Here is a 22,789-nt window from a genome sequence, read left to right on the forward strand (position 1 = left end):
GACGTCCGGCGCAGGCCGCTGGGCCCGTGGTCAGCGCAGGGCGGCGTACAGCGCGTCGACCAGTTCCCGGTCGCGCTGCTGGGTGAGGCGGGCTCGGGCGCCGGCCGGGGTGAGCCAGCAGACGCGGTCCACCTCGCTGTTCGGCGTGAATTCTCCGGTCGTCGCCTCGGCGGCCCAGTAACTGACTTCCTTGGGGCGCCCGTTCGTCTCGTACCGCACGGTGGGGAGCCGGGCGCCGGGGGCGCAGTCGTGGCCGGTTTCCTCGTGTACCTCGCGCAGCGCGGCGGCCAGGGTGTCCTCGCCGCGTTTCAGCTTGCCTTTCGGGTGCGACCAGTCGTCGTACTTCGGCCGGTGGACCAGGCAGATCTCCAGGCCGCCGCCGTCCGGGGCGCGCCGCCACAGCACACACCCCGCTGCCCGTACGGTGCGGTCCGCGCCGCCTGTGCCGTTTGTGCGGTCGGCGCCTCCCGCCCCGTCCGTCCCGCTCGTGCCACCGCTGGTCACGGGGTGCTCACCGCCATGCGCTGCCAGGTCTGCTGGAAGGTGTAGCGGGCGGCTTCGACCTCGTGGCGCTGGTCGGCGTGGAGCACCCCCAGTGCGTACGCCGTCGCCGGGGCGATCCGGGGCGTACGGGCCGCCGAAGCTGCCGCCCCCGCGGCCTCGGCCGCTTCGCGGTGCTGGTCGAGGGCCTGGCCCGCGCCGTACAGCCGCAGGTCCGGGCCCGGCCGGTCGTCCAGGCCCGCGTGCAGCGCCTCCTGTGCGTAGCGGTGCAGCCGCAGCAGCAGTCTGACCTGGTGCCAGGGCGCGTCCTGGGCGTCGCTCAGCCCCTCCGCGTTGTACGGGTGCGCGGCCCGGTGCAGCGGCAGCGCGGCCACCGCGTCCGCGAGTCTGCGGCCCGCCGTCTCGGCCGCGGGCGGCAGCGTCTCGGTGGCGTAGGTGGTCGCGGCGGGCGCGAAGGGCACGTCCGACGCCAGCAGGGCGACGGCGTCCGCGACCGCGTGGAAACGGGAGGAGCCCAGCGCCTGGAGCGCCGCCGAGTGGGCGCGGGTCCTGGCCAGGGTCAGCTGCCGCTCCAGGAGTGCGCCGGCCCGCGCCGCGCCCATGGCGAGCGCGGAGTGCGGGGCCGTCCCGTCGCGCTGTCCTGGCAGCGAAGCCGTACCGTCCGGGAGTCTGCCCAGCGCTTCGAGCAGCCGGGCCAGCCGCGCGGCGTACGCGTGCTCGCGGGCCAGCGTGCCGGAGAGCCAGGCCAGTTCGGAGCGCAGCTGGTCGGCCCAGGCCGCGTCGAGGTGGCCGCGGAAGGTGTGCAGGGTGCCGCTGATGCGGCGGGCCGACCGGCGCAGGGCGCGGGCGGCCTCCTCGTCCCCTTCCGAGTACGTGCGCAGGCTGCGCAGGAACTCCGCGGCCTGGTCGTGCAGATAGCGGGCGAGCAGCTGGCCCGCGGTCGCCGTCGGGTCAGGGCGTGGCACGACGGCGCCTCCGGGAAGAATCAAGGGGTCGCACGGCGGCGCCTCCTGGCGTCTATCAGCATTTCCTGCACATGGCGCAGTGGCTGGCCCTGGGCGTCGGTCGCGTGGCGCGTCCAGTTGCCGTCGGCGCCCAGGTGCCAGGAGGACGTGGTGTCGGACATACCGGTCTCCAGGAGCCTGCTGAGCGCGGCGCGGTGGGCCGGGTCGGTGACGCGGACCAGCGCCTCGATCCTGCGGTCGAGGTTGCGGTGCATCATGTCGGCGCTGCCCAGCCACACTTCGGGTTCGCCGCCGTTGCCGAAGGCGAACACCCGGGAGTGCTCCAGGAAGCGGCCCAGTATCGACCGGACCCGGACGTTCTCGGAGAGGCCGGTGACACCGGGGCGTATCGCGCAGATGCCGCGCACCCACACGTCGACGGCCACCCCGGCCTGCGCCGCCCGGTAACAGGCGTCGATGACCGCTTCGTCGACCATCGAGTTGACCTTGATCCGGACGTAGGCGGGCCGCCCGGCGCGCTGGTGCGCGATCTCCTTGTCGATCCGGACGACCAGGCCGTCGCGCAGCGACTTGGGGGCGACGAGCAGCCGCCGGTAGGTCTCGCGCCGCGAGTATCCGGAGAGCCGGTTGAAGAGGTCGGAGAGGTCCGCGCCGACCTGCGGGTCGGCGGTGAGCAACCCGAGGTCCTCGTACAGCCTGGCCGTCTTCGGGTGGTAGTTGCCGGTGCCGACGTGGGAGTAGCGCCGCAGCGTGTCGCCCTCCTGCCGGACGACGAGCGACAGCTTGCAGTGCGTCTTCAGCCCCACCAGGCCGTAGACGACGTGGCAGCCCGCCTCCTCCAGCTTCCTGGCCCACTTGATGTTGGCCTGCTCGTCGAAGCGGGCCTTGATCTCGACCAGGACGAGCACCTGCTTGCCGGATTCGGCCGCGTCGATCAGGGCGTCCACTATCGGGGAGTCGCCGGACGTCCGGTACAGCGTCTGCTTGATGGCGAGCACGTCCGGGTCGCCCGCGGCCTGTTCCAGGAACGCCTGGACGGAGGTGGAGAACGAGTCGTACGGGTGGTGCAGCAGCACGTCTCGTTCACGCAGGGCGGCGAAGATGTCGGGTGCCGACGCGGACTCGACCTCGGCCAGGTCGCGGTGGGTGCCCGCGATGAACGGCGGGTACTTCAGCTCGGGCCGCTCCAGCGACGCGACGCCGAACAGGCCGGTGAGGTCGAGGGGGCCGGGCAGCGGGTAGACCTCCGCGTCGGTGATCTTCAGCTCGCGGACCAGCAGGTCGAGGATGTACGGGTCGATGGACTCCTCCACCTCCAGCCGGACGGGCGGCCCGAAGCGGCGCCGCATCAGCTCCTTCTCCAGGGCCTTGAGGAGGTTCTCGGCGTCGTCCTCCTCGACCTCCAGGTCCTCGTTCCTGGTGACCCGGAACATGTGGTGCGCCAGCACCTCCATCCCCGGGAACAGCTCTTCCAGGTGCGCCGCGATGATGTCCTCGACGGGCACGTACCGCTGGGGCGAGGCCTCCAGGAACCGGGTGAGCAGCGGCGGCACCTTGACCCGGGCGAAGTGGCGGTGGCCGCTGACCGGGTTGCGGACGACCACGGCGAGGTTGAGCGAGAGCCCCGAGATGTACGGGAAGGGGTGCGCGGGGTCCACGGCCAGTGGGGTCAGCACGGGGAAGATCCGCTGCCGGAAGAAGGTGAAGAGCCGGGCCTTCTCCTTGTCGGTCAGGTCGTCCCAGCGGATCAGGTGGATGTTCTCGTCGGCCAGCGCGGGGGCGATGTCCTGCTGGTAGCAGGCGGCGTGCCGGGCCATGAGCTCGCGCGAGCGGGTCCAGATCTGCTCCAGCACCTCGCGGGGCTGGTAGCCGGACGCGGAGCGGGTGGCGACGCCGGTCGCTATGCGCCGTTTGAGGCCGGCCACCCGGACCATGAAGAACTCGTCGAGGTTGCTCGCGAAGATGGCGAGGAAATTAGCCCGTTCGAGGAGGGGGGTCGCCGGATCCTCGGCCAGTTCGAGGACTCGTTCGTTGAAGGCGAGCCAGCTCTGCTCGCGGTCGAGGAAGCGGCCGGAGGGCAGCTCGCCGCTGTTGCCGTCCTCCTCGTACGCGTCGACGTCGGCGTCGATGCCCGGATCCAGGTCGGGGACGGCTGCCGCGACGGTGTGCGGACGGTGTGCTGCTATGGAACCGACGGAGGGCTGGAGGTGCTTGACCGGGACCTCTGCACTGGGCTGCTGGCTCATATGCCCATTGTTCCGCGCGGGAGGGTCGGCGGGCGCGGTGACGGGTTGCATTCCGTGAGGGTCGCAAGCGCGTCTGAATGACGGGTAACGAGGACATGACGTCCGGGAAGCGCGCCATGACGTCCGGGGAGCGCGCCATGACGTCCGGGGAGCGGGTGCCGGCGGTTCGCACCGATGATTCTCCGCCTCCTGCGCGGTCAACATCAGTATCGGCATCACGTCAGCAGCAGGAGGACCGGTATGCGCACCCTCGCGATCACCCAGAACATCACGGTCGACGGTTCGGTCGAGATGCTCACGGACTGGTTCGACCCGCAGGGCCAGGGCGCTGTGGACATGAGCGACCTGATGGAGGAGAGCCACCGGCAGGACAGCCGGGCCGACGCCCTGCTCGTCGGCCGGCGTACCTTCGAGGACTTCCGCGGCTACTGGCCGCAGCAGACCGACGACACCACCGGCGTCACCGACTACCTGAACCGGGTCCGGAAGTACGTGGTGTCCGCCTCGCTCACCGATCCGCAGTGGGAGCACACGACGGTGCTGAAGGGCGACCCGGTCGAGGAGGTGACCGCGCTCAAGGCGCGGGAGGGTGGCAAGGACATCGTGCTCACGGGCAGCATCACCCTGGCGCACACGATGATCGCGGCCGGCCTGGTCGACGAGTACCGCTTCTTCGTCCACCCCGTGGTCCAGGGCCGCGGCCGCCGTCTCTTCCCGGAGGGGTACGGGATCCCGCGGCTGCGGCTCCTGGAGTCGAGGGCCTTCCGCGGTGGGATCACCCTCCAGCGCTACGCCCCGGCCCCTGAGGCCTGACCCGGCGCGGCGGCGTTCAGCCGGCCATTCGCTTCACGAGGCGGAACACCACCAGGGTGAGGACCGCGGCCAGGGCCAGCAGGATGCCGGTCTCGACCAGCTGGAGCGGCCAGAAGTGGGACACGGGGTGCGAGGAGCGGAAGTAGCCCGCCAGGTGGTGGGCCGCCTGGCACTGCTTGTCGTCCACACAGATCGGGTCGGGGACGTGGGCGCCGCTGGTCGTGACGGCGCCCTCGGCGGTGACCATGCCGTTCATCGCCGGGTAGCCCGTGCCGAGGCCGGTGCGGACGGTGACGACCGGCCAGAGGTGGCCGCGTACGGCCCCAAGCACACTGGATACGGCCGCGGTGGCGATCAGGCTCGTCACGATGGCGGGCACGGTGCGGCGGATCAGCAAGCCGGTCAGGGCGCCGAGCGGGACCACGAGCAGGGCGGTGGCGATGCCGATGGGGCCGATGGCGTGGTAGACGCTGTCGGAATACCAGTTCAGAGCCGGGTCCTCGTGCCGGCTGGTGCTCCACACCCATCGGTAGAGGCCGTCGAGTACGACCGAACCGACGAGGGCCAGCGCGGTCGGCACGGCGAGCTTCGCCGCGAACCAGCGGACGGGGGAGACGGACTGCGTCCACAGCAGCTGGTGGGTGCCGGACTCCAGCTCGCGGGCGACGACCGGTCCGGCCACGAAGGCGGCGATCAGATAGGGGAGCAGACCGATCACCGATGCGGCGTTCTCCACCATCCGGGTGTCCGTCCAGTACCCGCCCGCCAGGCTGCCGCCCCAGACGCGGATCGCGATCAGCACGACCACGATCAGGAGGAGGAGCCCGGCGGCCCGCCGGAGGGTGGAGCGGTGCATCCGGGCGGCGACCCAGTACGGACCGCGCAGCCGCTGTGATCCGGTCCGCGCGCCGGAGTGCGCGCTCGACGCGTCGCGGGTGCTGGTGTCGGTGTCGCTGTTCTGGTGCAGGGTGCTCATGCCGGGACCTCCGTACGGTGTTCGGCGCTCGGTGTCAGCAGGGCGGGTGCGCCGGGTGACCGCAGATGGGCGAGGAGCAGCTCCTCCAGGGACGGCTCCATGGTCTGCCAGTCGCCCGACAGGGGCCCGTCCCGCCGTACCAGCGCGGTCATCTGCCGTCCGGTGGTGCGCGATTCGATGACGGTGTGCGGGTCGAGGGCGGCCACCGGCCCGGTCAGCAGGGTGTGGGCGGCCAGCAGGTCCTCGGTCTCGCCGCCCAGCCGGACCCGGCCGCCGTCGACCAGCAGCAAGTAGTCGCAGGCGCCGTCCAGTTCGGCCAGGATGTGGGAGGACATCACGATCGTCGTGCCGTGCTGGGCGGCCTCGGACATCAGGGCGCCCATCAGCTCGTGCCGGGCGAGCGGGTCGAGATCCGCCATCGGCTCGTCGAGCAGCATCAGTTCGGGCCGCTTGCCGAGGGCGAGTGCCAGGGCGACACGGGTGCGCTGGCCGCCGGAGAGGGTGCGGACGAGGTCGTCCGGCTTCAGCTTGCCTCCGGCGACGATCCGGTCGGCGGCCGCCGCGTCCCAGCGGGCCGGGTTCAGCTCGGACCCCATGCGCAGGGTCTCGGCGACGGTCAACTGCCCGATCAGCGGCTTGCTCTGGGCGACGAACGCGATCCGCTCGCGGGCGGCGGCCGGGGACGTCCCGAGCACCTGGACGGCGCCCTCGGTGGGCCGCAGCAGCCCGGCGGTGTGGGCGAGCAGCGTCGACTTGCCGGCGCCGTTGGGGCCGACGAGTGCGCAGACCCGCCCGGCGGGAAGCCGGAAGGAGCAGCCCCGCAGCGCCCAGCCGTGCCGCCTCCCGTAGGTCTTGCCGAGCCCGAAGGCTTCGATGGCGGTGTCTGTCATGTCAGGGTGTCCCCCTTGGAGCGGCCTGCGGTGGTGGTGGCGGTGGTGCCGGTGGTACCGGCGGTGTCCTGGAAGCAGTCGTCGAGTACGGAGGCACAGAGCGCTGCCGCGTCGTCCTTCTCCAGTCCGGCGGTACGGGCCCGGGCGGCCCAGTCGGTCAGCTCGGCCCGCAGCGCGGAATCGGCAAGTCGCTCGGGAGGGGTCCGCCCGAGCGACTTACGGACGAAGGTGCCCATCCCGCGCCGGGCCTCGACCAGCCCTTCGCGTTCCAGTTCGCGGTAGGCCTTCAGGACCGTGTTGGGGTTGATGGCGGTGGACTCGACGACCGCCCGTGCGGTGGGCAGCTGGTCACCGGGCTGCAACAGGCCCAGGCGCAGGGCCCGTTTGGTCTGCTGGGCGATCTGGAGATACGTCGAGACGCCGCTGCGCCGGTCGATACGGAACTCGATCACGTGCCCACCAACCCCCTTTCACTAGTTGAGTAGTGAAAGGGTGATACACGGGTGCCCGAGTGTCAAGCCGTGCCGGCGCCGTGATCGCGGAAGCCCTCCCCGGCAGGCCGGGGAGGGCGGTGGAGCGTGCGGCGTTTTGGCAGGTCAGGACTCCGAGCGGTACATCAGGTCGACCTCGTGCGTGCTGAAACCGAGCCGCTCGTACACCGTGACGGCGGCCGTGTTGTCGGCGTCCACGTACAGCATCGCCGTGGGCAGCCCCTCGGCCGCGAGGTGGCGCAGCCCGGTCGCGGTCAGCGCCTTGCCGAGGCCGCCGCCCTGGGCGTCGGGGCGGATGCCGACCACGTACACCTCGCCCAGCTGCTCGTCGGCGTGCACCTTCGTCCAGTGGAAGCCGATGATCTCCTCGCCGGGGCCGCCGTCCGCACCCGTGTCCCGTACCGCCAGGAAGAACCCCTTCGGGTCGAACCAGGACTCCGCCTTCCGGTCGTCCAGGTCGCGCTGGTTCAGCGACCCCTGCTCGGGGTGGTGGGCGAAGGCCGCGGCGTTCACGGCGAGCCAGGCCGCATCGTCCTGACCGGGTACGAAGGTCCGTACGGTGACGCCCTCCGGGTACACCGGCTCGGGGATGTCCAGCGGGGCCAACGGCCGCCGCAGCTGGCGCAGTTCACGGAACATGGCCAGGCCGAGCACCTGCGCGAGATGGCGGGCCGCCGCGTGTCCGCCGTGCGCCCAGACGCGCAGCCGCCGCCCGGAGGCGGCCATCAGCGCGGAACCGAGCGCGCGGCCGTGGCCCTGCCCCCGGTGCGAGGGGTGGACGACCAGCTCGGCGGCGGGCGCCTCGACGGGGTCGGCCGCCTCCAGCTGGGCGTACCCGGTGAGCGTGTCGCCGACGCCGACCAGGAAGTGCTGAACCCCTTCGCGTGGCTCGCCGTGCAGCTGGAGCCGTCCCTGCTCGGAGACGGCCTGCTGCCCATCGGTCCGCGCGGCCTCCGCGAGCAGCGCGCGCACGGCTTGCTCCTGGTCGGCGGTGAGCGTGTCGAGGGTCTGGATCTGCCGGCCGGGTGCGGGGGATGCGGGCGCATTCGTCATGCGGACGAGCGTACGGGGGTCATCGGGTGAGTGGCGGGGCTGCGGCCGGGAGTCGGCGATTGCGTGGCGGCTGCCCACCTCGTCACCCCACCCCCCTGTCGCGCTACGCGCGTTGACTCTAGGCTGCCGATCGCTACCCCTCACCCTTCACACAGAACTCACAAGGGGACGAATGTCAGCCACATCTCACAGAGCCCTCAGCCGTCGGAGCGACCGTGCGACCCGGCGGGTACTCGCCGCCGCTGCCGGGCTCGCGACGGTCGGTGCGCTGGTCGCCGCCATGCCGGCCCAGGCGCAGGGGCAGGTCCAGGCGCAGGGTCACAACAGCCACGGCCATGGCGGGCACGGGAGCCACGGGCAGCACCACTCCCGGCCCGACCCCACCGTCGATGTGCAGATGCTGTCCTTCAACGACCTGCACGGGAACCTGGAGCCCCCGGCCGGTTCCTCGGGCACCGTCGCCGAGACGCAGCCCGACGGCACGGTGAAGTCGATACCGGCCGGTGGCGCGGAGTATCTGGCGAGTTCGCTGCGGGCCGCCCGCAAGGGGCACCCGTACTCGGTCACCGCGGCGGGCGGCGACATGATCGGGGCCAGCCCGATGCTGTCGGGGCTCTTCCACGACGAGCCGACCATCGAGGCGCTCAACGACATCAAGCTCGACGTCACCTCCGTCGGCAACCACGAGTTCGACGAGGGCGCGACCGAGCTGGCCCGGATGCAGAACGGCGGCTGTCACCCGGCCGACGGCTGTTTCGAGAAGGGCAAGAAGTTCAAGGGCGCGGACTTCCCCTACCTGGCCGCCAACGTGACCAGTGAGAAGACCGGGAAGCCGATCCTCAAGCCGTACACGGTCTGGAAGAAGAACGGCGTCAAGATCGGCTTCATCGGTGTGACGCTGGAGGGCACACCCGACGTCGTCACCGCGAACGGCGTCAAGGGCCTCACGTTCCACGACGAGATCGAGACGGTCAACAAGTACGCCAGGGAACTGGACCGCCAGGGCGTCAAGTCGATCGTGGCGCTGATCCACGAGGGCGGTATGCCCGCGGGCACTTCGTACAACTACGACTGTGACGCGCCGGGTGCGGGCGACGGGATCTCCGGCCCCATCGTCGACATCGCCAAGGGCATCTCGCCGAAGGTGGACGCGCTGGTCACCGGGCACACCCACCAGTCGTACGTGTGTGACATCCCGGACCCCGCGGGCAACCCGCGCATGGTGACGTCGGCCGCGTCCTTCGGGCGGCTCTACACGGACAGCACCCTCACGTACGACCTGAAGACCCACGACATCGTGCGGACGGCGGCCGGCGCGACCGGTGCGAAGGGCGGGCACGGCAGGCCGGTCACGCCCGTGCGCCCCGTCAACCACGTCGTCAGCCGCGACCAGCCCAAGGCGCAGGACATCACCTCGCTGATCACCCGCTGGAACGCGCTGGCCGCCCCCATCGCCAACAAGCCGCAGGGCTTCATCTCCGCGGACATCAACGGGCGCGGCGACACGTCCCCGGAGACCAAACTCGGCGATCTGATCGCCGACGGGCAGCTCGCCGGGCTCGCCCCGGCGGACAAGGGCGGCGCCCAGCTGGCCCTGATGAACCCGGGCGGCATCAGGTCCGACCTGGTGTACAAGGCGAGCGGCAGTGAGGGCGACGGCGTGGTGACGTACGGCGAAGCGTTCACCGTGCAGCCGTTCACCAACATGATGAACGTGGTCGACCTGACCGGCGCGCAGCTCCTGACCGCGCTCCAGCAGCAGGTCAGCGGGCCCAACGAGGCGTCCCCGAAGATCCTTCAGGTGTCCAAGGGGCTCACGTACACCCTCGACCTGACGAAGTCGGGCGCGGACCGCGTGGTCGCGAACACGGTCGAGCTGAACGGCACGGCGATCGACCCGGCCAAGACCTACCGTGTCGCGATGAACGAGTTCCTCGCGGGCGGCGGCGACGGCTTCACGGCCCTGGGCCAGGGCAAGAACAAGCTCGTCGGCGCGTCGGACCTGGATGTGTTCAACGCCTACCTGGCGGCGAACTCCTCGGCCTCCGCACCGATCCCGACGCCTGCGGCGGACCGGATCACGGTCGTCAAGTAGCCGTCTCCACACGCTCGATGGCTGTGGCCCCTGCCCGCTCGGCGGACGGGGGCCACAGCCATGTGGCTGACGGCTGCGGTCAGGGCGCGGGGACTTCCTTGGTGATGTGCGAGGACCACGGGCACCAGACCAGGCCGGGCAGGAACGGACCGCCCGCCTCGTCCAGATAGTCCTCGGTGTAACTGGGGGTCGCGTCGCAGACCTCGATGGCCACGTCGAAGAAGCCGATGGTGTCCGGGCGGAGGTTGTAGCTCCAACGGGGGTTGTAGGGCTGCGGCCTCTTCTCGATGCGCCCGAGGACGTGGGGCCTCTCGTCCGTCTTGCCGCTTGCGAGGTCACGGGCGTGCTGGATGTCCTCGGGCTTGGTCAGCTTGATGACCCAGGTGTTGCGGTAGTCCCGGCCGTCCGCCACCTCGAAGTAGGCGGCCCCGTCCGCTGCGGCGCGGGTCGTGGCGCTGTCCGGCTGGGCGGCGGCCGTGCCGGTCGCGGCACCGGTGAGGGTGAGCATCAGGGCCGAAGCCAGCAGGCCGATCTTGGTGACGCGTCGCATGGGCGCAGAGATCCTTCCGGGAAGCACGGCCGTCCGTACGGCCGTTTCGTAGCCGAAAGTATCCGAATGATTACCGAAAGTGGGCAAAGCGCTGAGCTTCCCTTCCGTAGGTGTCGGCTTTCCCCAATGCGGTTGCAGGCGCTCTCCAGCGTGCCGCAAAGTTGAAGTGAACTGCTGGTCAAAGGAGTTGACGCATCACGGGGCCGACGGTTCCGGCGGCGCGGAAGGGCGGGGGAGATGGCGTTCGACGCCGAGAGTCTCGTGCGGGCCGCACTGGCCGCCTGGGAGGAGGCGCGCGCGCACGAAGCCGCCGGACGCCCCTACAAAGCGATCAGCGCCTACCGTCGCGGGCTGACCAGGTTTCTCGGATACCGCAGATCGGTGCATTCTCTTGACACCGCGGCCATCTACTACGCCTTCGGCGCCATGGCCCGCGAGATGACACAGCAACTCGACCGCGCCGGTGCGCAGCGGAAGTCGCTGGAGTACGGCCGCATGGCCCTCGTCGCCTCTCACTTGGGCGACCCGGCGGGGGGCGACCCCCAGCGCATCCCGGGCGTGCTGAACGCCACCCGCGCCGCGCCGGTCCACCAGCGTGTCCTGGGCGGGGGACAGGGGCCGCTCCTCGCCCCCGCGGTCCGGGTCGCGGGGGGCGCCGAGGCACGTGCGCTCCTGGCGGGACTGCTGCGGAAGTACCCCAAGGTCAGGGCCAGGAAGAGGGCGGGCTGGCCGGTCGACAGCGGGGACTGGGAGCGCGGGTTTCGCGCGGTGGAGCCGTACATTCAGGCGGTGTCGCCCAGTTGCGTCGGCCTGGACGACCACGCCGAGATGCTGCAGCTGGCCGCCGAAAGTGCTCTTCTCTACCGTGCGTTGAGCCGGTTCGCACCGGAGTACGAGGCGGACGCGCGGCGGGCCGAGAAGGACCTCGCCGGTATGAGGTCAGGATCCCGGCCGTCGGGAATCCGGCCGTCGGGAGTCCGGTAGTGGGCAGGGCGGACGAACGGCTCCAGGCAGGGCTCTCCTGTTGGGAGGAGGCGCGGAAATGCGCGGAGAAGGGCCGGCAGGTTCAGGCCGGTCTCACCTATCAGCGAGGCGTCAGCCATCTGCTTCTGTACATCCAGCTCATGGGGTGGACCTCGGCGCGAACGACGGAAAGCGTCAAGGTGTTCCACGCCGTGGGCACCGCCGCGCGTGAGGCCGTCCCGGTGATCGAGGGAGTGCGGACGCCGGCCCATGCGATGAACCATGCCCGGGTCGCTCTGGCCGCCTCGCACCTGGCGGATCCCGTCGGCGGCGATCCGGCGGGTGTCGGGGGCGCGCTGAGCGGCGCACCGGGCTCTCTGGCCGCGTTCGATCTCATCGGGGACGGACCGCTGACGGCGGAGGTCAGGATCGCGGGGGCCGCGGACGCGCGGCTGACTCTCGCGCGGCTGATGTGGCGGCACCCGGACTTCGCCGACAAGAACAGGAAGGGGATGTGGCCGGTCGGAAGCGACGGCCGCGACGGGTTCCTCCAGTTCCGGAGGAAGTACCGCCATGGCGTCCTCCCCAGTTGCGTCGGTCTGGGCCGTGATGCCGAGGTGCGGAAACTGGCGCACGAGGGCGTCCTGCTCTGCTCGGCTCTGCGCGACGCGGCGTCCGGTCATGAGGCGGCCCTCGGCGCCGCCCTGGCGATCCGGGACGACGTCCGCACGCCGCGGCCGGTCTGACCCGTGGCCCTGTGGCGGGAAGCGGTGGGTCTGTTCGGCGCGCTCCTCGTGTTCGTCTTCTGGGGCAGCAACACGCGCCTGCCGTTCGTCGCCAGGTACCGCACGCCGGGGTTCGCCGTCGGCTTCCTGCTCTGGGTCCTGATGGCCGGTCCGGCCGGCACAGAGGGGAGCGCGCGCCCGCAGTGGTTCACCGTCATCGGCGCCTCCGCTCTGACGGCGGCCGGTCTCGGCCGCCTGCTGGGCCTCGCCGACCTGCGACGGCGGCAGCGCGCCGACCCGGCGTACGCCCCCGACAGCGCCGCCGAACGGTCGGCCTCGGGGAAAGGACTGCTGCGCCGCTATCTGCGCCAGGGCGACGTGGCCGCGCTGGACCGGGCGGTCGAGGAATTGAGGAGCGCCGCCGGGGGGACGGTGGGCGACCCCCGGCACGCCGGTCATGTCCTCGCTCTGATCAGGGGGTTGAGGCTGCGCTACGAACGGACGCGCTCGCTGACCGATCTGGACGAGGCGGTCACCGCCGGGCGCCGGGGCGTGGCCGCGGGGCTCCCCGGCGACCGGACACACGACGGGACACGCGGCGGCCCCGAACGCGACGGGAGGCGCGATGGGAGGCGCGACCGGAGGCGCAGCCTGGAACGCGGCCGGTTGCTGTCCCTGCTGAGCGGGTGTCTTCGCCTGCGGTACGACCATCTCGGTGCCGTGGCCGATCTGGACGAAGCGGCGGAGCTGGGCGGTGAAGCGGTCCTGCTGATCCGGGACACCAGCGTGCACTTCCCCCTCTGCAGAGCCGAGTTCGCGGCCGTACTGCACAGCCAGTACGAGCGGACGAAGGAGGTGCCGTACCTCGATCGTGCGGTCACACAGCTGAGGAGGGCACTTGAGGCCGCCCGGCGCCGTGGCTACGAACGCACGGCGGACCTGGCCACCTTCTGCCATCTCCTGTCCCGGCGGGGGGATTCGTGCGGGAGCACGGCGGACCTGGACGCGGCTGTCGAGGCCGGGCGCTCGGCTCTGGGACAGACCGCCCCCGGCCGGGGAGCCTTCGAGCTGTGCCAGAACAACCTCGCCCTCGCGCTGCGCACCCGTTGGGAGCTGCGACAGCGCGTGGAGGAGCGCACCGGGGGGCTCCAGGAGGGCGGCGGCCCCCACCCGTACCGCCTCCGCGCCCCGACCGCCGACCTGGACGAGGCGATCGGGCTGGCTCACCGGGCCGTGGGCGCGGTACCCGCCGACGCCCCGGAACGGGCCGGCTATCAGCTCGGTCTCGCCCTCGCCCTGCACTGCCGCTACCGGTACGACCGTCATCAGTACGCGGTGGACCTCGACCGGGCGCTGGCAGCGCTGGACGAGGCGGCCCGCCACCCCACGGCGGATCTGCCGACCCGCGTCAAGGCGGGCCTCGCCCGGAGCGACATGGCGGCCACGGCCGGCCAGTACGCGCAGGCCGTACGGTCCTTCGAGAACGTGATCGGGCTGCTCCCGCAGCTCGCCGCACGCGAACTGCGCCGCACCGACCAGGAGTTCCGGCTCGGGCGGTGGACCGGCATCGCGGTGGCCGCCGCCGCGTGCGCCCTCGCGGCGGGAGAGCCGGAGAAGGCGGTGACCCTGCTGGAGCAGGGGCGGGGCGTCCTTCTGTCCCGGGCGCTCGACGTCCGGACCGACCTCACCCCGCTGCGGGCCGAACACCCTTCTCTGGCCGCCAGGTTCGAGGAGGTGCGCGAGGCCCTCGACGGGCCGGCCGCCACCTCGACAGGATTCGGTACGGGCCCCTCCGCCGCCACGCGCGGCGACGAGGACCGGCGACGTGCCGCGAGGCGCGAGCTCAGTGAGCGCTGGGATGAACTGCTGGAGGAGATCCGCGCGCAGGACGGCTTCGCCGGTTTCGGGGGCGCGCCGCTGCCCGATCTGCCGACGTCCGGACGGACGACGCCGGGCCACGGAGACCGGGGGCCCGTCGTGTTCCTCAACGTCAGCGAACTCCGCTCCGACGCGATCATCCTGGAGGCCGGCCGGATCCGCACGGTGCCGCTCGATGTCCGGCCGGACGAAGCCACCCGCCAGACCCGGAAGCTGCTCGACGCGCTGCACCCGGACCGCATCCTCGACCCGGCCCTGCAGAAACCCGTCCACCAGGTGCTGGCCTGGCTCTGGGACGCCCTCGTCGAGCCGGTGGTGGACTGCCTCGATCTGCGCGTCCCGGCCCCCGGCGAGCCGCTGCCCCGCATCTGGTGGGTGCCCACGGGGCCGCTGGCCCTGCTGCCGATTCACGCCGCCGGGCACCACGGTCCCGGTGCCCGCACCGGCGCCCGCTCGCTCCTCGACCGGGCCGTCCCGTCGTACGCTCCGACACTTCGGGCCCTCACCGCGGCCCGCGCGCGGCGGAAACCGGCGGTCCCGCCCCGCCCGCTGGTCGTCGCGATGTCGCGGACACCGGGGGCCCAACCGTTGCGGCAGGCCGGGGCCGAGGCCGAGGCGGTGCGCAGGCTGTTCCCCGGCTCGCTGGTCCTGGCCGACGACGGGGCGACGCGGGAGCGGCTCGTCGAGGAGCTGCCACGGCACACATGGGCGCACTTCGCCTGCCACGCCGTGACCGACCAGGAGTCACCGTCACGGGGGCGGCTGCTGCTCCACGACCACCGGCTGCACCCGTTCACCCTCGCGGATGTCTCGGGGCTCGACCTGGGCCGTCCCGAGCTCGCCTATCTGTCGGCCTGTGGCTCCGCGCAGACGGGTCTGCGTCATGCGGATGAGGCGATCCATCTCGCCTCGTCCTTCCAGCTCGCGGGGTTCTCCCATGTGATCGCCACCCTCTGGCCCGTCTTCGACCGATTCGCCCTGGCCTTCGCCACCGACGTGTACGGGCAGCTCGCGCAGGACGGCGGCGGGATGGCATCGGCCACCGCTGTGCACCGGGCGACGCTGAACGCTCGTGCCCTGTACCCGAATCTCCCGGGACTCTGGGCGAGTCACGTGCACGTCGGACCCTGATCACAGGTGCACGTCAGGCCTGATCACTCCTCGGCCGGGGCCTCCGGTGTCTCCCGCACCGGCGTACCGGGTACCGCAGAGACGGCGGCGGGCTCGGAGGGACCCTGTGCGGGTTCGGGGATCCCGTCGTGCGGCATGTAGCCGCCCCTCGGCTCTCCCGGATCGGCGAGCAGTGCCCTTTCGGCGGGGGTCAGTTCGGGCTGGGCCTTGCGCGGCTTCTTCATGACGGCTCCGATCCGGGGGTGTGCGGGGCTGGGGTGTGCGGGGCTGGGGTCCGGCCGTCCGGGTCGCCGGGACCCGGGTCCGGTTCGGGGACGGACGGCGGCAGGAGCAGTTCGAGCAGGTCGGTCTCCGCCGCGCGGACGTGCAGCCCCGCGCTCCCCGCGATCGGCCGGACGAAGCTGCCGTCCGGGCGCATCAGCCAGGCCGACTCCAAGTAGACCTCTGGGGGCTGGGGATAGGAGGTCACGAAGGAGCGGGACCCGTACCAACCGCCCACCCAGCTCCCGTCCCGCATCCTCATCCGTACGAAGCAGGAGCCCCGGCCGTGGAACATCCGGTCCCATGCCGTGGGGGTGCTGCGGTAGCGGACAGCGGGCCGCCGCCCGCGTTCCCACCAGGAGACGGCTGCGGCGGCCGCAGCCGGCACACCGACCAGCAGCACGAGGCCAAGAAGCGCCGCCTGCCTGGGCTGATGTCCGAAGCCGTCCCAGCCACCGGTCGCGGACTCCCTCGCCCAGCGCACCAGTTGGGATCCGGCAACGAGCAGGTACAGCGCGTCGAGGAGGAGCGAGGCCCCCACGGCCCGCAACACTCGTTCCCCGAGGTCGCGTTCACCGGGCACGGGGCCGCGGCTGCGCTCCCGGAGGAACTGGTAGGTGATGCCCGGAAGGACCACGAGGACGACCAGCATCACCTGCATCACGGTCGACGGCGCATGCCCCACCGGATCACACCCCCATCCCGCCGTACCGGTCCCGCGCGGTGAGCGCGGTACGCCGGGCCAGCACTGTCAGGACGCCCGCCGCGACGCAGCCCGCGGTCACCAGCCAGAGCCGCTCGGCCGCCATCCACCGCGTCACTTCGCCGTGGAACAAGTTGAGCACAGCGAGCAGGGCCGCGCAGCTGATCCAGGCCACCGAGAGCGCGGAGCGGGCGGCGGCGGTCATCTCCGTCAGCAGGAGCAGCCCCCCGGCGAGCGCCGTCGCGGCGAACAGCAGCACGTCGGGCGCCTCGCCGAGGAGTAGCGAGAGGAGCCCCGTCACCAGCAGGGCGAGAGTGATCAGCACCTTTCCCCGCCCCCGCCCCTTTCTGGGGGCGAGGACCACGGCAACCGGCAGGGCAAGACCGGCAAGAGTGGCGTACCCGTTCATGGCTGTCCCCCGTCACGTACCTTCGCGGCCGAGCGTGAACCACACGGCCTTACGGTCGGGAGTGCACCCGCCGAGGATGGTCCAGCCCCAGGCGTGGGCCACCCGGTCGAGCAGTAACAGCCCCCGTCCACACTCCAGTTCATCGTAGGCACCCACGGGGGCCAGTACGGGCAGGAACCAGGGCGCGTTGTCCGCGACGGAGACGGTGACCTGCTTGCGGTTGACGGTCGCGCAGAGCTGGATCCGGGGTGTGCGGGTGTGGCGGTGGGCGTTGGTCACCACCTCGGCGACGCAGAGCCGCGCGTCGTCGGCGAGGCCACCGTGACGACTGACGGTGAGCACCGAGGCGACGAAGTCCCGCGCGATGCGGGGTGCGTTGGCGGTGTTGGGCAGGGCGATGCGGTACAGCTCGCCGCCCTGCGGGGGGCGTGGTGCGGCGGGGGTCATGTGGTTCTCCCTACGCGATGCGATCCGAAACGGGGGCGCCGCTCGTTGTTCCGTGGCGATGGCCGTGTCACGGCGCGTCTTTCAACGCGCGGCGAGCTGGCTGAACTTCGGACCCGGCTACCTGGTGCGCGGTGCTGAGGCCACGCTAGCGCATCGCCTCACGCGTTAGACATAAATGTGCGAAGTCATGTACGTGCTGGACCCGTGCCGGACAGCGGGCCACACTGGGACCCGACAAGAGGAGAGGTCCATGCCATCGAGGAAGGCGCCCACGGCGCGCCAGCGCCGCTTGGGTACCGAGTTGCGCAGGATTCGCGAGCACACGGGCTTGTCGCTCACCGCGGCTGCGGCCATGCTCGGCACGGATCGCACCACCATCAGCAACATCGAATCGGGACGGTTCGGTGTGAGCGCGGAGCGGGTGCGCACGTGGTCCGGCCACTACGGGTGCCCGGACGAGGCGTACGTCGAGGCCCTCGCCGGCATGGCGACGGAGCGCATAAACGGCTGGTGGGAAGATTATCGGGGGCACCTCACCAGCGGGGCGCTCGATCTGGCCGAGCTGGAGCACCATGCCGTGGGTTTCCGGTCGGTGCAGATCATGTATATGCCTGGGCTGCTCCAGACCGAGGACTACGCACGTGCCGTTTTCGCGGAGAGCGTTCCGCAGCCGAGTCCTGCCCGCCAGCGGCGCCAGCTCTCCCATCGGCTGAAGCGGCGTGATGTCCTCGACCGGCCGGAGTTGGTTGACTGCACCTTCCTCATTCACGAGGCCGCGCTGCGGATGACGTTCGGCGGCCCCTCGGTTGCCCGCAGTCAGCTCGAAAACTTGCTGAAGCAGTCGGACCGCGACAACGTCACGATCCGTGCGATTCCGTTCGCGGCGGGTGGGTTCCCTCATGCCGGCAGTTCGGCACACTACGTGCGGGGTGTCGTTCCGCAACTCGACACGGTGCAGACGGACACGGCGACCGGATCAGGTTTCCTGGACTCTGAGACCAGCCTGGAGAACTGGCGAGTCGCTCTGGAGCGGACCGAGGAGAAGGCGCTCGATCCGGAGAGCTCGCGGGACTTCATCCGCAAAATAGCTCAACAAGTATGAAGGCGTGAGAATGATGGAAATTCAGTGGCGAAAGTCCTCGAAGTCGTCCAATGCCGAAGGCTCTGACTGCCTGGAGCTCGCCGAACACGGAGGCGAGATTCTGATGCGCGAGAGTGACAACCCGGACGTGGTCATCCGGACCAGTCGGGCCAAGCTGCGCGCCTTCCTCGGTGGCGCCAAGGAAGGCGAGTTCGACGATCTGGCGTGACGCGCCACGATCCGGCCCTCGGGCGGTCTCCACCGGCGCAGGTGGAGGCCGCCCGTTTCGCTGTGCGCGACTCGTTGGAGCGCTATACCTCACTCGTTAGACGTACAACACTTGATGCGCGACTGGATTAAGCGCTAGCTTCACTGTGTGCCGCCAACCGTGCGGGTCCTACTGCGCGTTCATGTCCTGGCGTAACAACTCCCCCTCACTCTGCGCCGATTGAGGGGGTGCAGAGGGGCCGCCTCCGCCCGCAGCTCGTCACGCCGGCAGTGGGCAGGGGCGGCCCCGACCCTCGTGTCAGGAGGCCCCACCATGCGTGTCCCGCACCCCACCCGCGCCTTCTGGTGCGAGCGGATCACCTACCGCACGATGGACGCCGACGACGTGGCGGACGTGGCGCGGTACGCGGTCAGCGCCCCGGCCGAAGCGATCCGGCGCATCCGTGCGGACGTACGCGAACTGGCGCACGCCCTTCCGCCCATCGAGCGCCACCGCGCGCTGAGCTGGGTGGACGGCGGTGGCTGCGTCGGTGCGATCGGCGCGCTGCACCGGGGTGAAGCGTGCGGGTTCTCGCTGAGTCACCGTGGCCGGTGGACCGAGTGGTCCGTGCGCCCGTACCTCGAATTCCGCGTCGACGGTGGGTCACTGATCCCGGTCCTGGGCAGCGCGTGCGGGCCCTGCTGACGAGGTTCAGCCCGCTGCGGCGAGCCGGGCTTCGAGCCGCGTGCGTACCCCCAGGGCCCGGAGGTCCTGGTAGTCGGCGATCCGGCCCAACGCCTCGGTCCAGTGACGGTGAGCCGTCTGCGGCTCCTCGGGACACAGCGCGAGCCCCAGGCCCTCCAGGGCAAGGGCTTCGTTCCAGCTGTCACCGAGCTCCCGGTGGACCGTGGCGGCCCTTCGGTGGAAGTCGGCGGACTCGGCATGCCGGTGCAGCTGCCGGTACGTGGTGCCCGCGCCGTGCCAGGCGAGCGCTGATTGACGTACAGCTGACCGTCGGGGAACTGGTCCTTGACCTGGTGGGCCCAGCGCAGGGCCAGCGAGGTCTTCCCGGCACCGGCGGTCCCGGCGATCACGTACACGGAGACGAGGACGGGATCCCCGGCCCGGTCGGTGAGGACCGCGCCCAGCCTGCCCAGTTCGTCCGTGCGGTTGGCGAAGGCGTGCGTGTCGGCGGGCAGTTGCTGCGGCCTCACCTGAGCCGGGCCGGTTCGGTCCGGCTCGGGGCGCTGGTGAAAGTGGATGTCCCCCCGGATGTTGTGCGCCTGCAGGACCTCATTGGACGACCCGGACAGCTCGGCATGGGAGCTGCTGGGGTGCTCTTCGTGCTCTTGGTGCTCTCCGGGATTTCTGATGGGGTTACTCCGAGCGGGCCGGTCGGGACGGGATGATCTCGGGCGGGGGCAGATGCGCCACCTCGCGTTCGACGTAGGAGGCCACGTCCTCGCCCGCTGCGTGGAGTCCCCGCAGATAGGTCACCCAGTCGCTGACGACGATGGGATCGGTGTAGCGCACAGCGCCTTCCGGTACGCCCGCCTCGGTGTAGAGGACGCGGTAGAGGGTGCGCTCATCGAGGATGGTCAACTCCGGGAGCCTCTCGCGTGCTTCGTAAGGCGCGACGGTTTCCGCGCTCACGACGCGGACGCGCTCCCCGTATTGGGCGCGTTGCCGGAGTGAGTGCAGCTCCCACTGGAGGTAGGGCGTCAGTGGCTGCTCGACCACGCGTACGCGATGGAACGCGGACCCGCGCTGCTGGTCGTCGAGGCCGGACCTGCGCAGCGTGTCGCGCCGCTCTTCGAACAGCCTCAGCGCCTCGTCCCAGTCACCTCGGCAGAGCGCCTCCCAGCTGGCGCTGCCCTGTTCCACGAAGTGCTGCCGACGCTCCAGCTTCCATGAGTTGCCGTTGCGGATTTCGGCGTCGCGCTGCCGGAAATCGCGTTTGTAGACTTCGCGGGGGAGCCGTTCCCCCAGGCCGGGCGGGAGCGCCGGGGCATGCAGGTCAAGCATCGGGAATGTCCGCCTTTGCCGCGATGAGCATGTTGCCGGGGATGACGACCAGCCGTTCGTCCGGGGCCAGGGACACACCTTCCGGGAGGTGTGCGCGGTAGGTGGCCGTCAGATCCTGACCGATCACCGCGCACGTCTGCCTCCACCCGCCCATGACGCTCGGTCATGCCGTCCGCACATACAGTTGCCCACAAAATACCCGCAGGGGCCGCCCCACGTGAACGCTGTTCTCGGCCTGCTCCCGGACCTGAGGGCTTCTGCCCACCGGAGGCGCTGTGTTGAAGGGTCGGGGCGGGCCGGGTGTCCGGTGTGTGGTCGCCCACTCGACCGCGACGCCGGGGCGGCCGTACTGTGAGCCCTGGAACGCACACCCCGGAAACGCGAGAGGAGCGATCGGCATGAGCTGTCTGACCAAGCGCCGCCATATCGACCTCGCCCGCGTCTCCAGTGCCTTCTGTCGCCGCGAAGCCTGAGGAGACCTCCCCCCTTCGCGCGCTGCCCGCCTTGTGGCCGGGCCTGAACCCTGCGGTCCCGGGCGCCCTTTCGGGCCCGCCGTGCTGCCATGCGTCGTCTGCCGCCCGAAGCGTCCGGCTGTCTCCCTCCGTCCGTTCGTCGCGCGCTCTTCGCTGCGGCCATGAACAGGCGGTCGACCGGTTCCGCGTCCTCGACGTCCACGGCGGCCCGACCTGACCACCGGCCGCACCGCCACCCACGTCGTACCCGGAAATGAGGGCCCATGGCCACCGTCCTGTCCGTCTCGGGAAGTCCTTCCGCCACGTCCCGTACCGCCCGCCTGCTGCGACACCTCGACGCCCGGCTCACCGCCCAGGGCCACACCGTCGTACCCCTCGATGTGCGCACCCTGCCCGCGGATGCCCTGCTGGGCGCCGACTTCTCGCACCCGGACATCGTCCGCGCCACCGAACTGTTCGCGTCGGCGGACGGTGTGGTGATCGGCACCCCTGTCTACAAGGCCGCCTACTCGGGTCTGCTCAAGTCCCTTCTCGACCTGCTGCCCCAGTACGCACTGACCGGGAAGACCGTCCTGCCGCTGGCCACCGGCGGCACGACGGCGCACGTGCTCGCCATCGACTACGCGCTGCGCCCGGTGCTCTCCTCGATGGGAGCCGGGCACATAGTGCAGGGCTGGTTCGTGCTGGACCGGCACATCAGCGTCGCACCCGACGACACGGTGACCGTCGATCCGGCCAGCGCCCTCGCGCTGGAGCAGGTCGTCGACCAGTTCTCCACCGCTCTGGACCGCACTCCGAGCCTGGCGGTCGCCGGTTGAGTGCCTGCCGGCCCCGTCCGCCGCGGAGCGGACCGTGACGGGGCCGGCGCCCCCCACCCTCTTCTCCACCACCGCACACGCACCGGCCCGACGAGGTCGCCGGGCCGTATCGCCGGGTATCACCGCCTGGACATCGGCGAGTTCATTTTCTCCGGCTGCCCGCACTTGCGGTCGTCCCTGAGCCGGTGCGCGTGCGTATGGAATCGGCCATCGGCAGTCGGCACCCCCTCGGCATGAGCATGTGTGGAGATTCGGGGTACGCGGTGAATCACTGATCACCTGGGGAGCCGATTTCCGCGGCAGGTTCGCGGAACGAGGGGGAAGACCATGACCTTCTTACGCAGATCCGTCACCGTGACCGCCGTGTGTGCGCTCAGCGCCGCCGGCCTGGTGGCCTGTTCCGGCGGCGGCGGTTCGTCGTCTTCCGACGCGTTCAAGGGGATGAGCGCGGACAAGATCGCCGACAAGGGAGTGGCGGCGACGAAGTCCGCGACCGCGCTGCGGGTGCGCGGCCGGATGTCCGGGCAGGGGAAGGTCACCGACCTGGACTTCGCCGTGGACGGCAGTGGCGTGTGTACGGGCCGGCTCACCTCGAAGGACGCCCGCGCCGACATCGTGCAGACCGGCAAGGTCATCTACCTCAAGGGCAACGGCCCCTACTGGAAGGGGGCCGCGAAGGCCCAGCCGGGCGCCGACGCGGACAAGACGGCCAAGGCCCTGCAGGGGCACTGGGTGAAGGTGCCCGCCCAGAACAGCAGTGTGCAGAACATCTGCAACAAGCAGGCGTTCATGGCGGGCATGGACCAGGACAAGTCCGAGCGGAAGAACATGTCCCGGCAGGGCGACGCCACGGTCGACGGCCAGGAGGCCGCCGTCCTCAAGAACAAGACGGGCAGCGGCGAGACGAACACGCTGTACGTCGCCACCCACGGCAAGCCGTACATCCTCAAAGCGGTGCAGAGCGGTGGCGATGCCCCGTCCACCGTGCGCTTCTCCGACTACAACAAGAAGGTGAAGGCCACGGCCCCGCCCGCGGGGGAGGTCGTCGACCCCAAGAAGCTCACGGCGAACGCCTCTTGAGCACGGT

The 22,789-nt window shown here is 71.0% G+C and carries 26 protein-coding genes; 12 read left to right on the top strand and 14 right to left on the bottom strand.

Features of this window, described 5'->3' with window-relative positions; genetic code table 11:
- Positions 1 to 30 precede the first annotated feature (30 nt).
- The 3 genes from OG285_RS18560 to OG285_RS18570 are packed head-to-tail and all read right to left on the bottom strand — an operon-like array spanning position 31 to position 3,712.
- Positions 31 to 504, bottom strand: coding sequence for an NUDIX hydrolase (locus OG285_RS18560; protein WP_356827493.1), 474 nt, complete (start codon positions 502 to 504; stop codon positions 31 to 33).
- Positions 501 to 1,466: a CHAD domain-containing protein gene (locus OG285_RS18565; protein WP_356827495.1), complete on the bottom strand. Its 966-nt coding sequence runs from the start codon at positions 1,464 to 1,466 to the stop codon at positions 501 to 503. The genes OG285_RS18560 and OG285_RS18565 overlap by 4 nt, the downstream gene beginning before the upstream one ends.
- Before the next feature lie 20 nt (positions 1,467 to 1,486).
- Positions 1,487 to 3,712 (bottom strand): RNA degradosome polyphosphate kinase, encoded by a 2,226-nt coding sequence (locus OG285_RS18570; RefSeq protein ID WP_371791603.1) that lies wholly within the window; start codon positions 3,710 to 3,712, stop codon positions 1,487 to 1,489.
- Positions 3,713 to 3,952: 240 nt separating this feature from the next.
- Between OG285_RS18570 and OG285_RS18575 the strand changes: the two genes are divergently transcribed.
- Positions 3,953 to 4,525 carry a dihydrofolate reductase family protein gene (locus OG285_RS18575; protein ID WP_356827499.1) on the top strand — a complete coding sequence of 191 codons (573 nt, stop codon included), beginning with the start codon at positions 3,953 to 3,955 and terminating at the stop codon, positions 4,523 to 4,525.
- 16 nt (positions 4,526 to 4,541) lie between these two features.
- On the opposite strand, the gene OG285_RS18580 is transcribed toward OG285_RS18575, so the two are convergent.
- The 4 genes from OG285_RS18580 to mshD all read right to left on the bottom strand — a co-directional run bounded on the left by OG285_RS18580 (position 4,542) and on the right by mshD (position 7,935).
- Positions 4,542 to 5,501, bottom strand: coding sequence for an ABC transporter permease (locus OG285_RS18580; protein WP_356827501.1), 960 nt, complete (start codon positions 5,499 to 5,501; stop codon positions 4,542 to 4,544).
- A complete protein-coding gene (locus OG285_RS18585) occupies positions 5,498 to 6,391 on the bottom strand; it encodes an ABC transporter ATP-binding protein (RefSeq protein WP_371791604.1) in 894 nt (297 codons plus the stop codon). The genes OG285_RS18580 and OG285_RS18585 overlap by 4 nt, the downstream gene beginning before the upstream one ends.
- Positions 6,388 to 6,843, bottom strand: a complete 456-nt coding sequence (locus OG285_RS18590) for a GntR family transcriptional regulator (RefSeq protein WP_356827505.1) — start codon at positions 6,841 to 6,843, stop codon at positions 6,388 to 6,390. Before OG285_RS18590 ends, OG285_RS18585 begins: the two co-directional genes overlap by 4 nt.
- A 144-nt stretch (positions 6,844 to 6,987) precedes the next feature.
- On the bottom strand, positions 6,988 to 7,935 hold the full coding sequence (mshD, locus tag OG285_RS18595) for a mycothiol synthase (protein ID WP_356827507.1): 948 nt from the start codon (positions 7,933 to 7,935) through the stop codon (positions 6,988 to 6,990).
- Positions 7,936 to 8,107: 172 nt separating this feature from the next.
- On the opposite strand from mshD, the gene OG285_RS18600 reads away from it, so the two are divergent.
- Complete coding sequence (locus OG285_RS18600) at positions 8,108 to 10,030, top strand: bifunctional UDP-sugar hydrolase/5'-nucleotidase (protein WP_371791605.1); 1,923 nt, start codon at positions 8,108 to 8,110, stop codon at positions 10,028 to 10,030.
- Between the two features lie 79 nt (positions 10,031 to 10,109).
- On the opposite strand, the gene OG285_RS18605 is transcribed toward OG285_RS18600, so the two are convergent.
- Positions 10,110 to 10,580, bottom strand: coding sequence for a calmodulin-binding protein (locus tag OG285_RS18605; protein ID WP_356827511.1), 471 nt, complete (start codon positions 10,578 to 10,580; stop codon positions 10,110 to 10,112).
- A 237-nt stretch (positions 10,581 to 10,817) separates the two neighbouring features.
- On the opposite strand from OG285_RS18605, the gene OG285_RS18610 reads away from it, so the two are divergent.
- The 3 genes from OG285_RS18610 to OG285_RS18620 are packed head-to-tail and all read left to right on the top strand — an operon-like array spanning position 10,818 to position 15,277.
- Positions 10,818 to 11,564 (top strand): hypothetical protein, encoded by a 747-nt coding sequence (locus tag OG285_RS18610; RefSeq protein WP_371791606.1) that lies wholly within the window; start codon positions 10,818 to 10,820, stop codon positions 11,562 to 11,564.
- Positions 11,564 to 12,289 carry a hypothetical protein gene (locus tag OG285_RS18615; protein ID WP_356827515.1) on the top strand — a complete coding sequence of 242 codons (726 nt, stop codon included), beginning with the start codon at positions 11,564 to 11,566 and terminating at the stop codon, positions 12,287 to 12,289. The genes OG285_RS18610 and OG285_RS18615 overlap by 1 nt, the downstream gene beginning before the upstream one ends.
- Positions 12,290 to 12,292: 3 nt before the next feature.
- Positions 12,293 to 15,277 carry a CHAT domain-containing protein gene (locus OG285_RS18620; RefSeq protein ID WP_371791607.1) on the top strand — a complete coding sequence of 995 codons (2,985 nt, stop codon included), beginning with the start codon at positions 12,293 to 12,295 and terminating at the stop codon, positions 15,275 to 15,277.
- A gap of 23 nt (positions 15,278 to 15,300) precedes the next feature.
- Here the strand turns inward: OG285_RS18620 and OG285_RS18625 are convergent, their stop codons facing one another.
- Genes OG285_RS18625 through OG285_RS18640 form a run of 4 tightly spaced genes read right to left on the bottom strand, consistent with a single transcriptional unit; the run spans position 15,301 to position 17,097 of the window.
- Positions 15,301 to 15,501: a hypothetical protein gene (locus OG285_RS18625; protein WP_356827519.1), complete on the bottom strand. Its 201-nt coding sequence runs from the start codon at positions 15,499 to 15,501 to the stop codon at positions 15,301 to 15,303.
- Complete coding sequence (locus tag OG285_RS18630; protein ID WP_371791608.1) at positions 15,498 to 16,223, bottom strand: DUF6338 family protein; 726 nt, start codon at positions 16,221 to 16,223, stop codon at positions 15,498 to 15,500. The genes OG285_RS18625 and OG285_RS18630 overlap by 4 nt, the downstream gene beginning before the upstream one ends.
- Before the next feature lie 4 nt (positions 16,224 to 16,227).
- Entirely contained in the window at positions 16,228 to 16,650 is a 423-nt protein-coding gene (locus OG285_RS18635) for a hypothetical protein (protein ID WP_371791609.1), read from the bottom strand.
- Between the two features lie 12 nt (positions 16,651 to 16,662).
- Entirely contained in the window at positions 16,663 to 17,097 is a 435-nt protein-coding gene (locus OG285_RS18640; RefSeq protein ID WP_371791610.1) for an ATP-binding protein, read from the bottom strand.
- A gap of 250 nt (positions 17,098 to 17,347) precedes the next feature.
- On the opposite strand from OG285_RS18640, the gene OG285_RS18645 reads away from it, so the two are divergent.
- From OG285_RS18645 to OG285_RS18660, 4 genes are all read left to right on the top strand, one after another.
- Entirely contained in the window at positions 17,348 to 18,199 is an 852-nt protein-coding gene (locus tag OG285_RS18645; protein WP_371791611.1) for a helix-turn-helix domain-containing protein, read from the top strand.
- A gap of 13 nt (positions 18,200 to 18,212) precedes the next feature.
- The gene (locus OG285_RS18650; protein ID WP_328335502.1) at positions 18,213 to 18,407 is read left to right on the top strand and encodes a DUF397 domain-containing protein; all 195 of its coding nucleotides are present in this window, start codon (positions 18,213 to 18,215) and stop codon (positions 18,405 to 18,407) included.
- A 312-nt stretch (positions 18,408 to 18,719) separates the two neighbouring features.
- Positions 18,720 to 19,091, top strand: coding sequence for a hypothetical protein (locus OG285_RS18655; protein ID WP_371791612.1), 372 nt, complete (start codon positions 18,720 to 18,722; stop codon positions 19,089 to 19,091).
- 102 nt (positions 19,092 to 19,193) lie between these two features.
- Positions 19,194 to 19,382 carry a hypothetical protein gene (locus tag OG285_RS18660; RefSeq protein WP_371791613.1) on the top strand — a complete coding sequence of 63 codons (189 nt, stop codon included), beginning with the start codon at positions 19,194 to 19,196 and terminating at the stop codon, positions 19,380 to 19,382.
- Positions 19,383 to 19,763: 381 nt separating this feature from the next.
- Here the strand turns inward: OG285_RS18660 and OG285_RS18665 are convergent, their stop codons facing one another.
- Entirely contained in the window at positions 19,764 to 20,411 is a 648-nt protein-coding gene (locus OG285_RS18665) for a DUF6879 family protein (RefSeq protein WP_371791614.1), read from the bottom strand.
- Positions 20,404 to 20,538, bottom strand: coding sequence for a hypothetical protein (locus tag OG285_RS18670; RefSeq protein ID WP_371793692.1), 135 nt, complete (start codon positions 20,536 to 20,538; stop codon positions 20,404 to 20,406). The genes OG285_RS18665 and OG285_RS18670 overlap by 8 nt, the downstream gene beginning before the upstream one ends.
- A gap of 271 nt (positions 20,539 to 20,809) precedes the next feature.
- On the opposite strand from OG285_RS18670, the gene OG285_RS18675 reads away from it, so the two are divergent.
- The 3 genes from OG285_RS18675 (at position 20,810) to OG285_RS18685 (ending at position 22,782) form a co-directional block, all read left to right on the top strand.
- A complete protein-coding gene (locus OG285_RS18675; RefSeq protein ID WP_356828300.1) occupies positions 20,810 to 20,884 on the top strand; it encodes a putative leader peptide in 75 nt (24 codons plus the stop codon).
- A 263-nt stretch (positions 20,885 to 21,147) separates the two neighbouring features.
- Complete coding sequence (gene ssuE / locus OG285_RS18680) at positions 21,148 to 21,702, top strand: NADPH-dependent FMN reductase (protein WP_356827535.1); 555 nt, start codon at positions 21,148 to 21,150, stop codon at positions 21,700 to 21,702.
- A 327-nt stretch (positions 21,703 to 22,029) separates the two neighbouring features.
- Positions 22,030 to 22,782 carry a hypothetical protein gene (locus tag OG285_RS18685; protein ID WP_371791615.1) on the top strand — a complete coding sequence of 251 codons (753 nt, stop codon included), beginning with the start codon at positions 22,030 to 22,032 and terminating at the stop codon, positions 22,780 to 22,782.
- The last annotated feature ends 7 nt before the right edge of the window (positions 22,783 to 22,789 follow it).

This window comes from Streptomyces sp. NBC_01471, assembly GCF_041438865.1.
Taxonomy (GTDB): domain Bacteria; phylum Actinomycetota; class Actinomycetes; order Streptomycetales; family Streptomycetaceae; genus Streptomyces.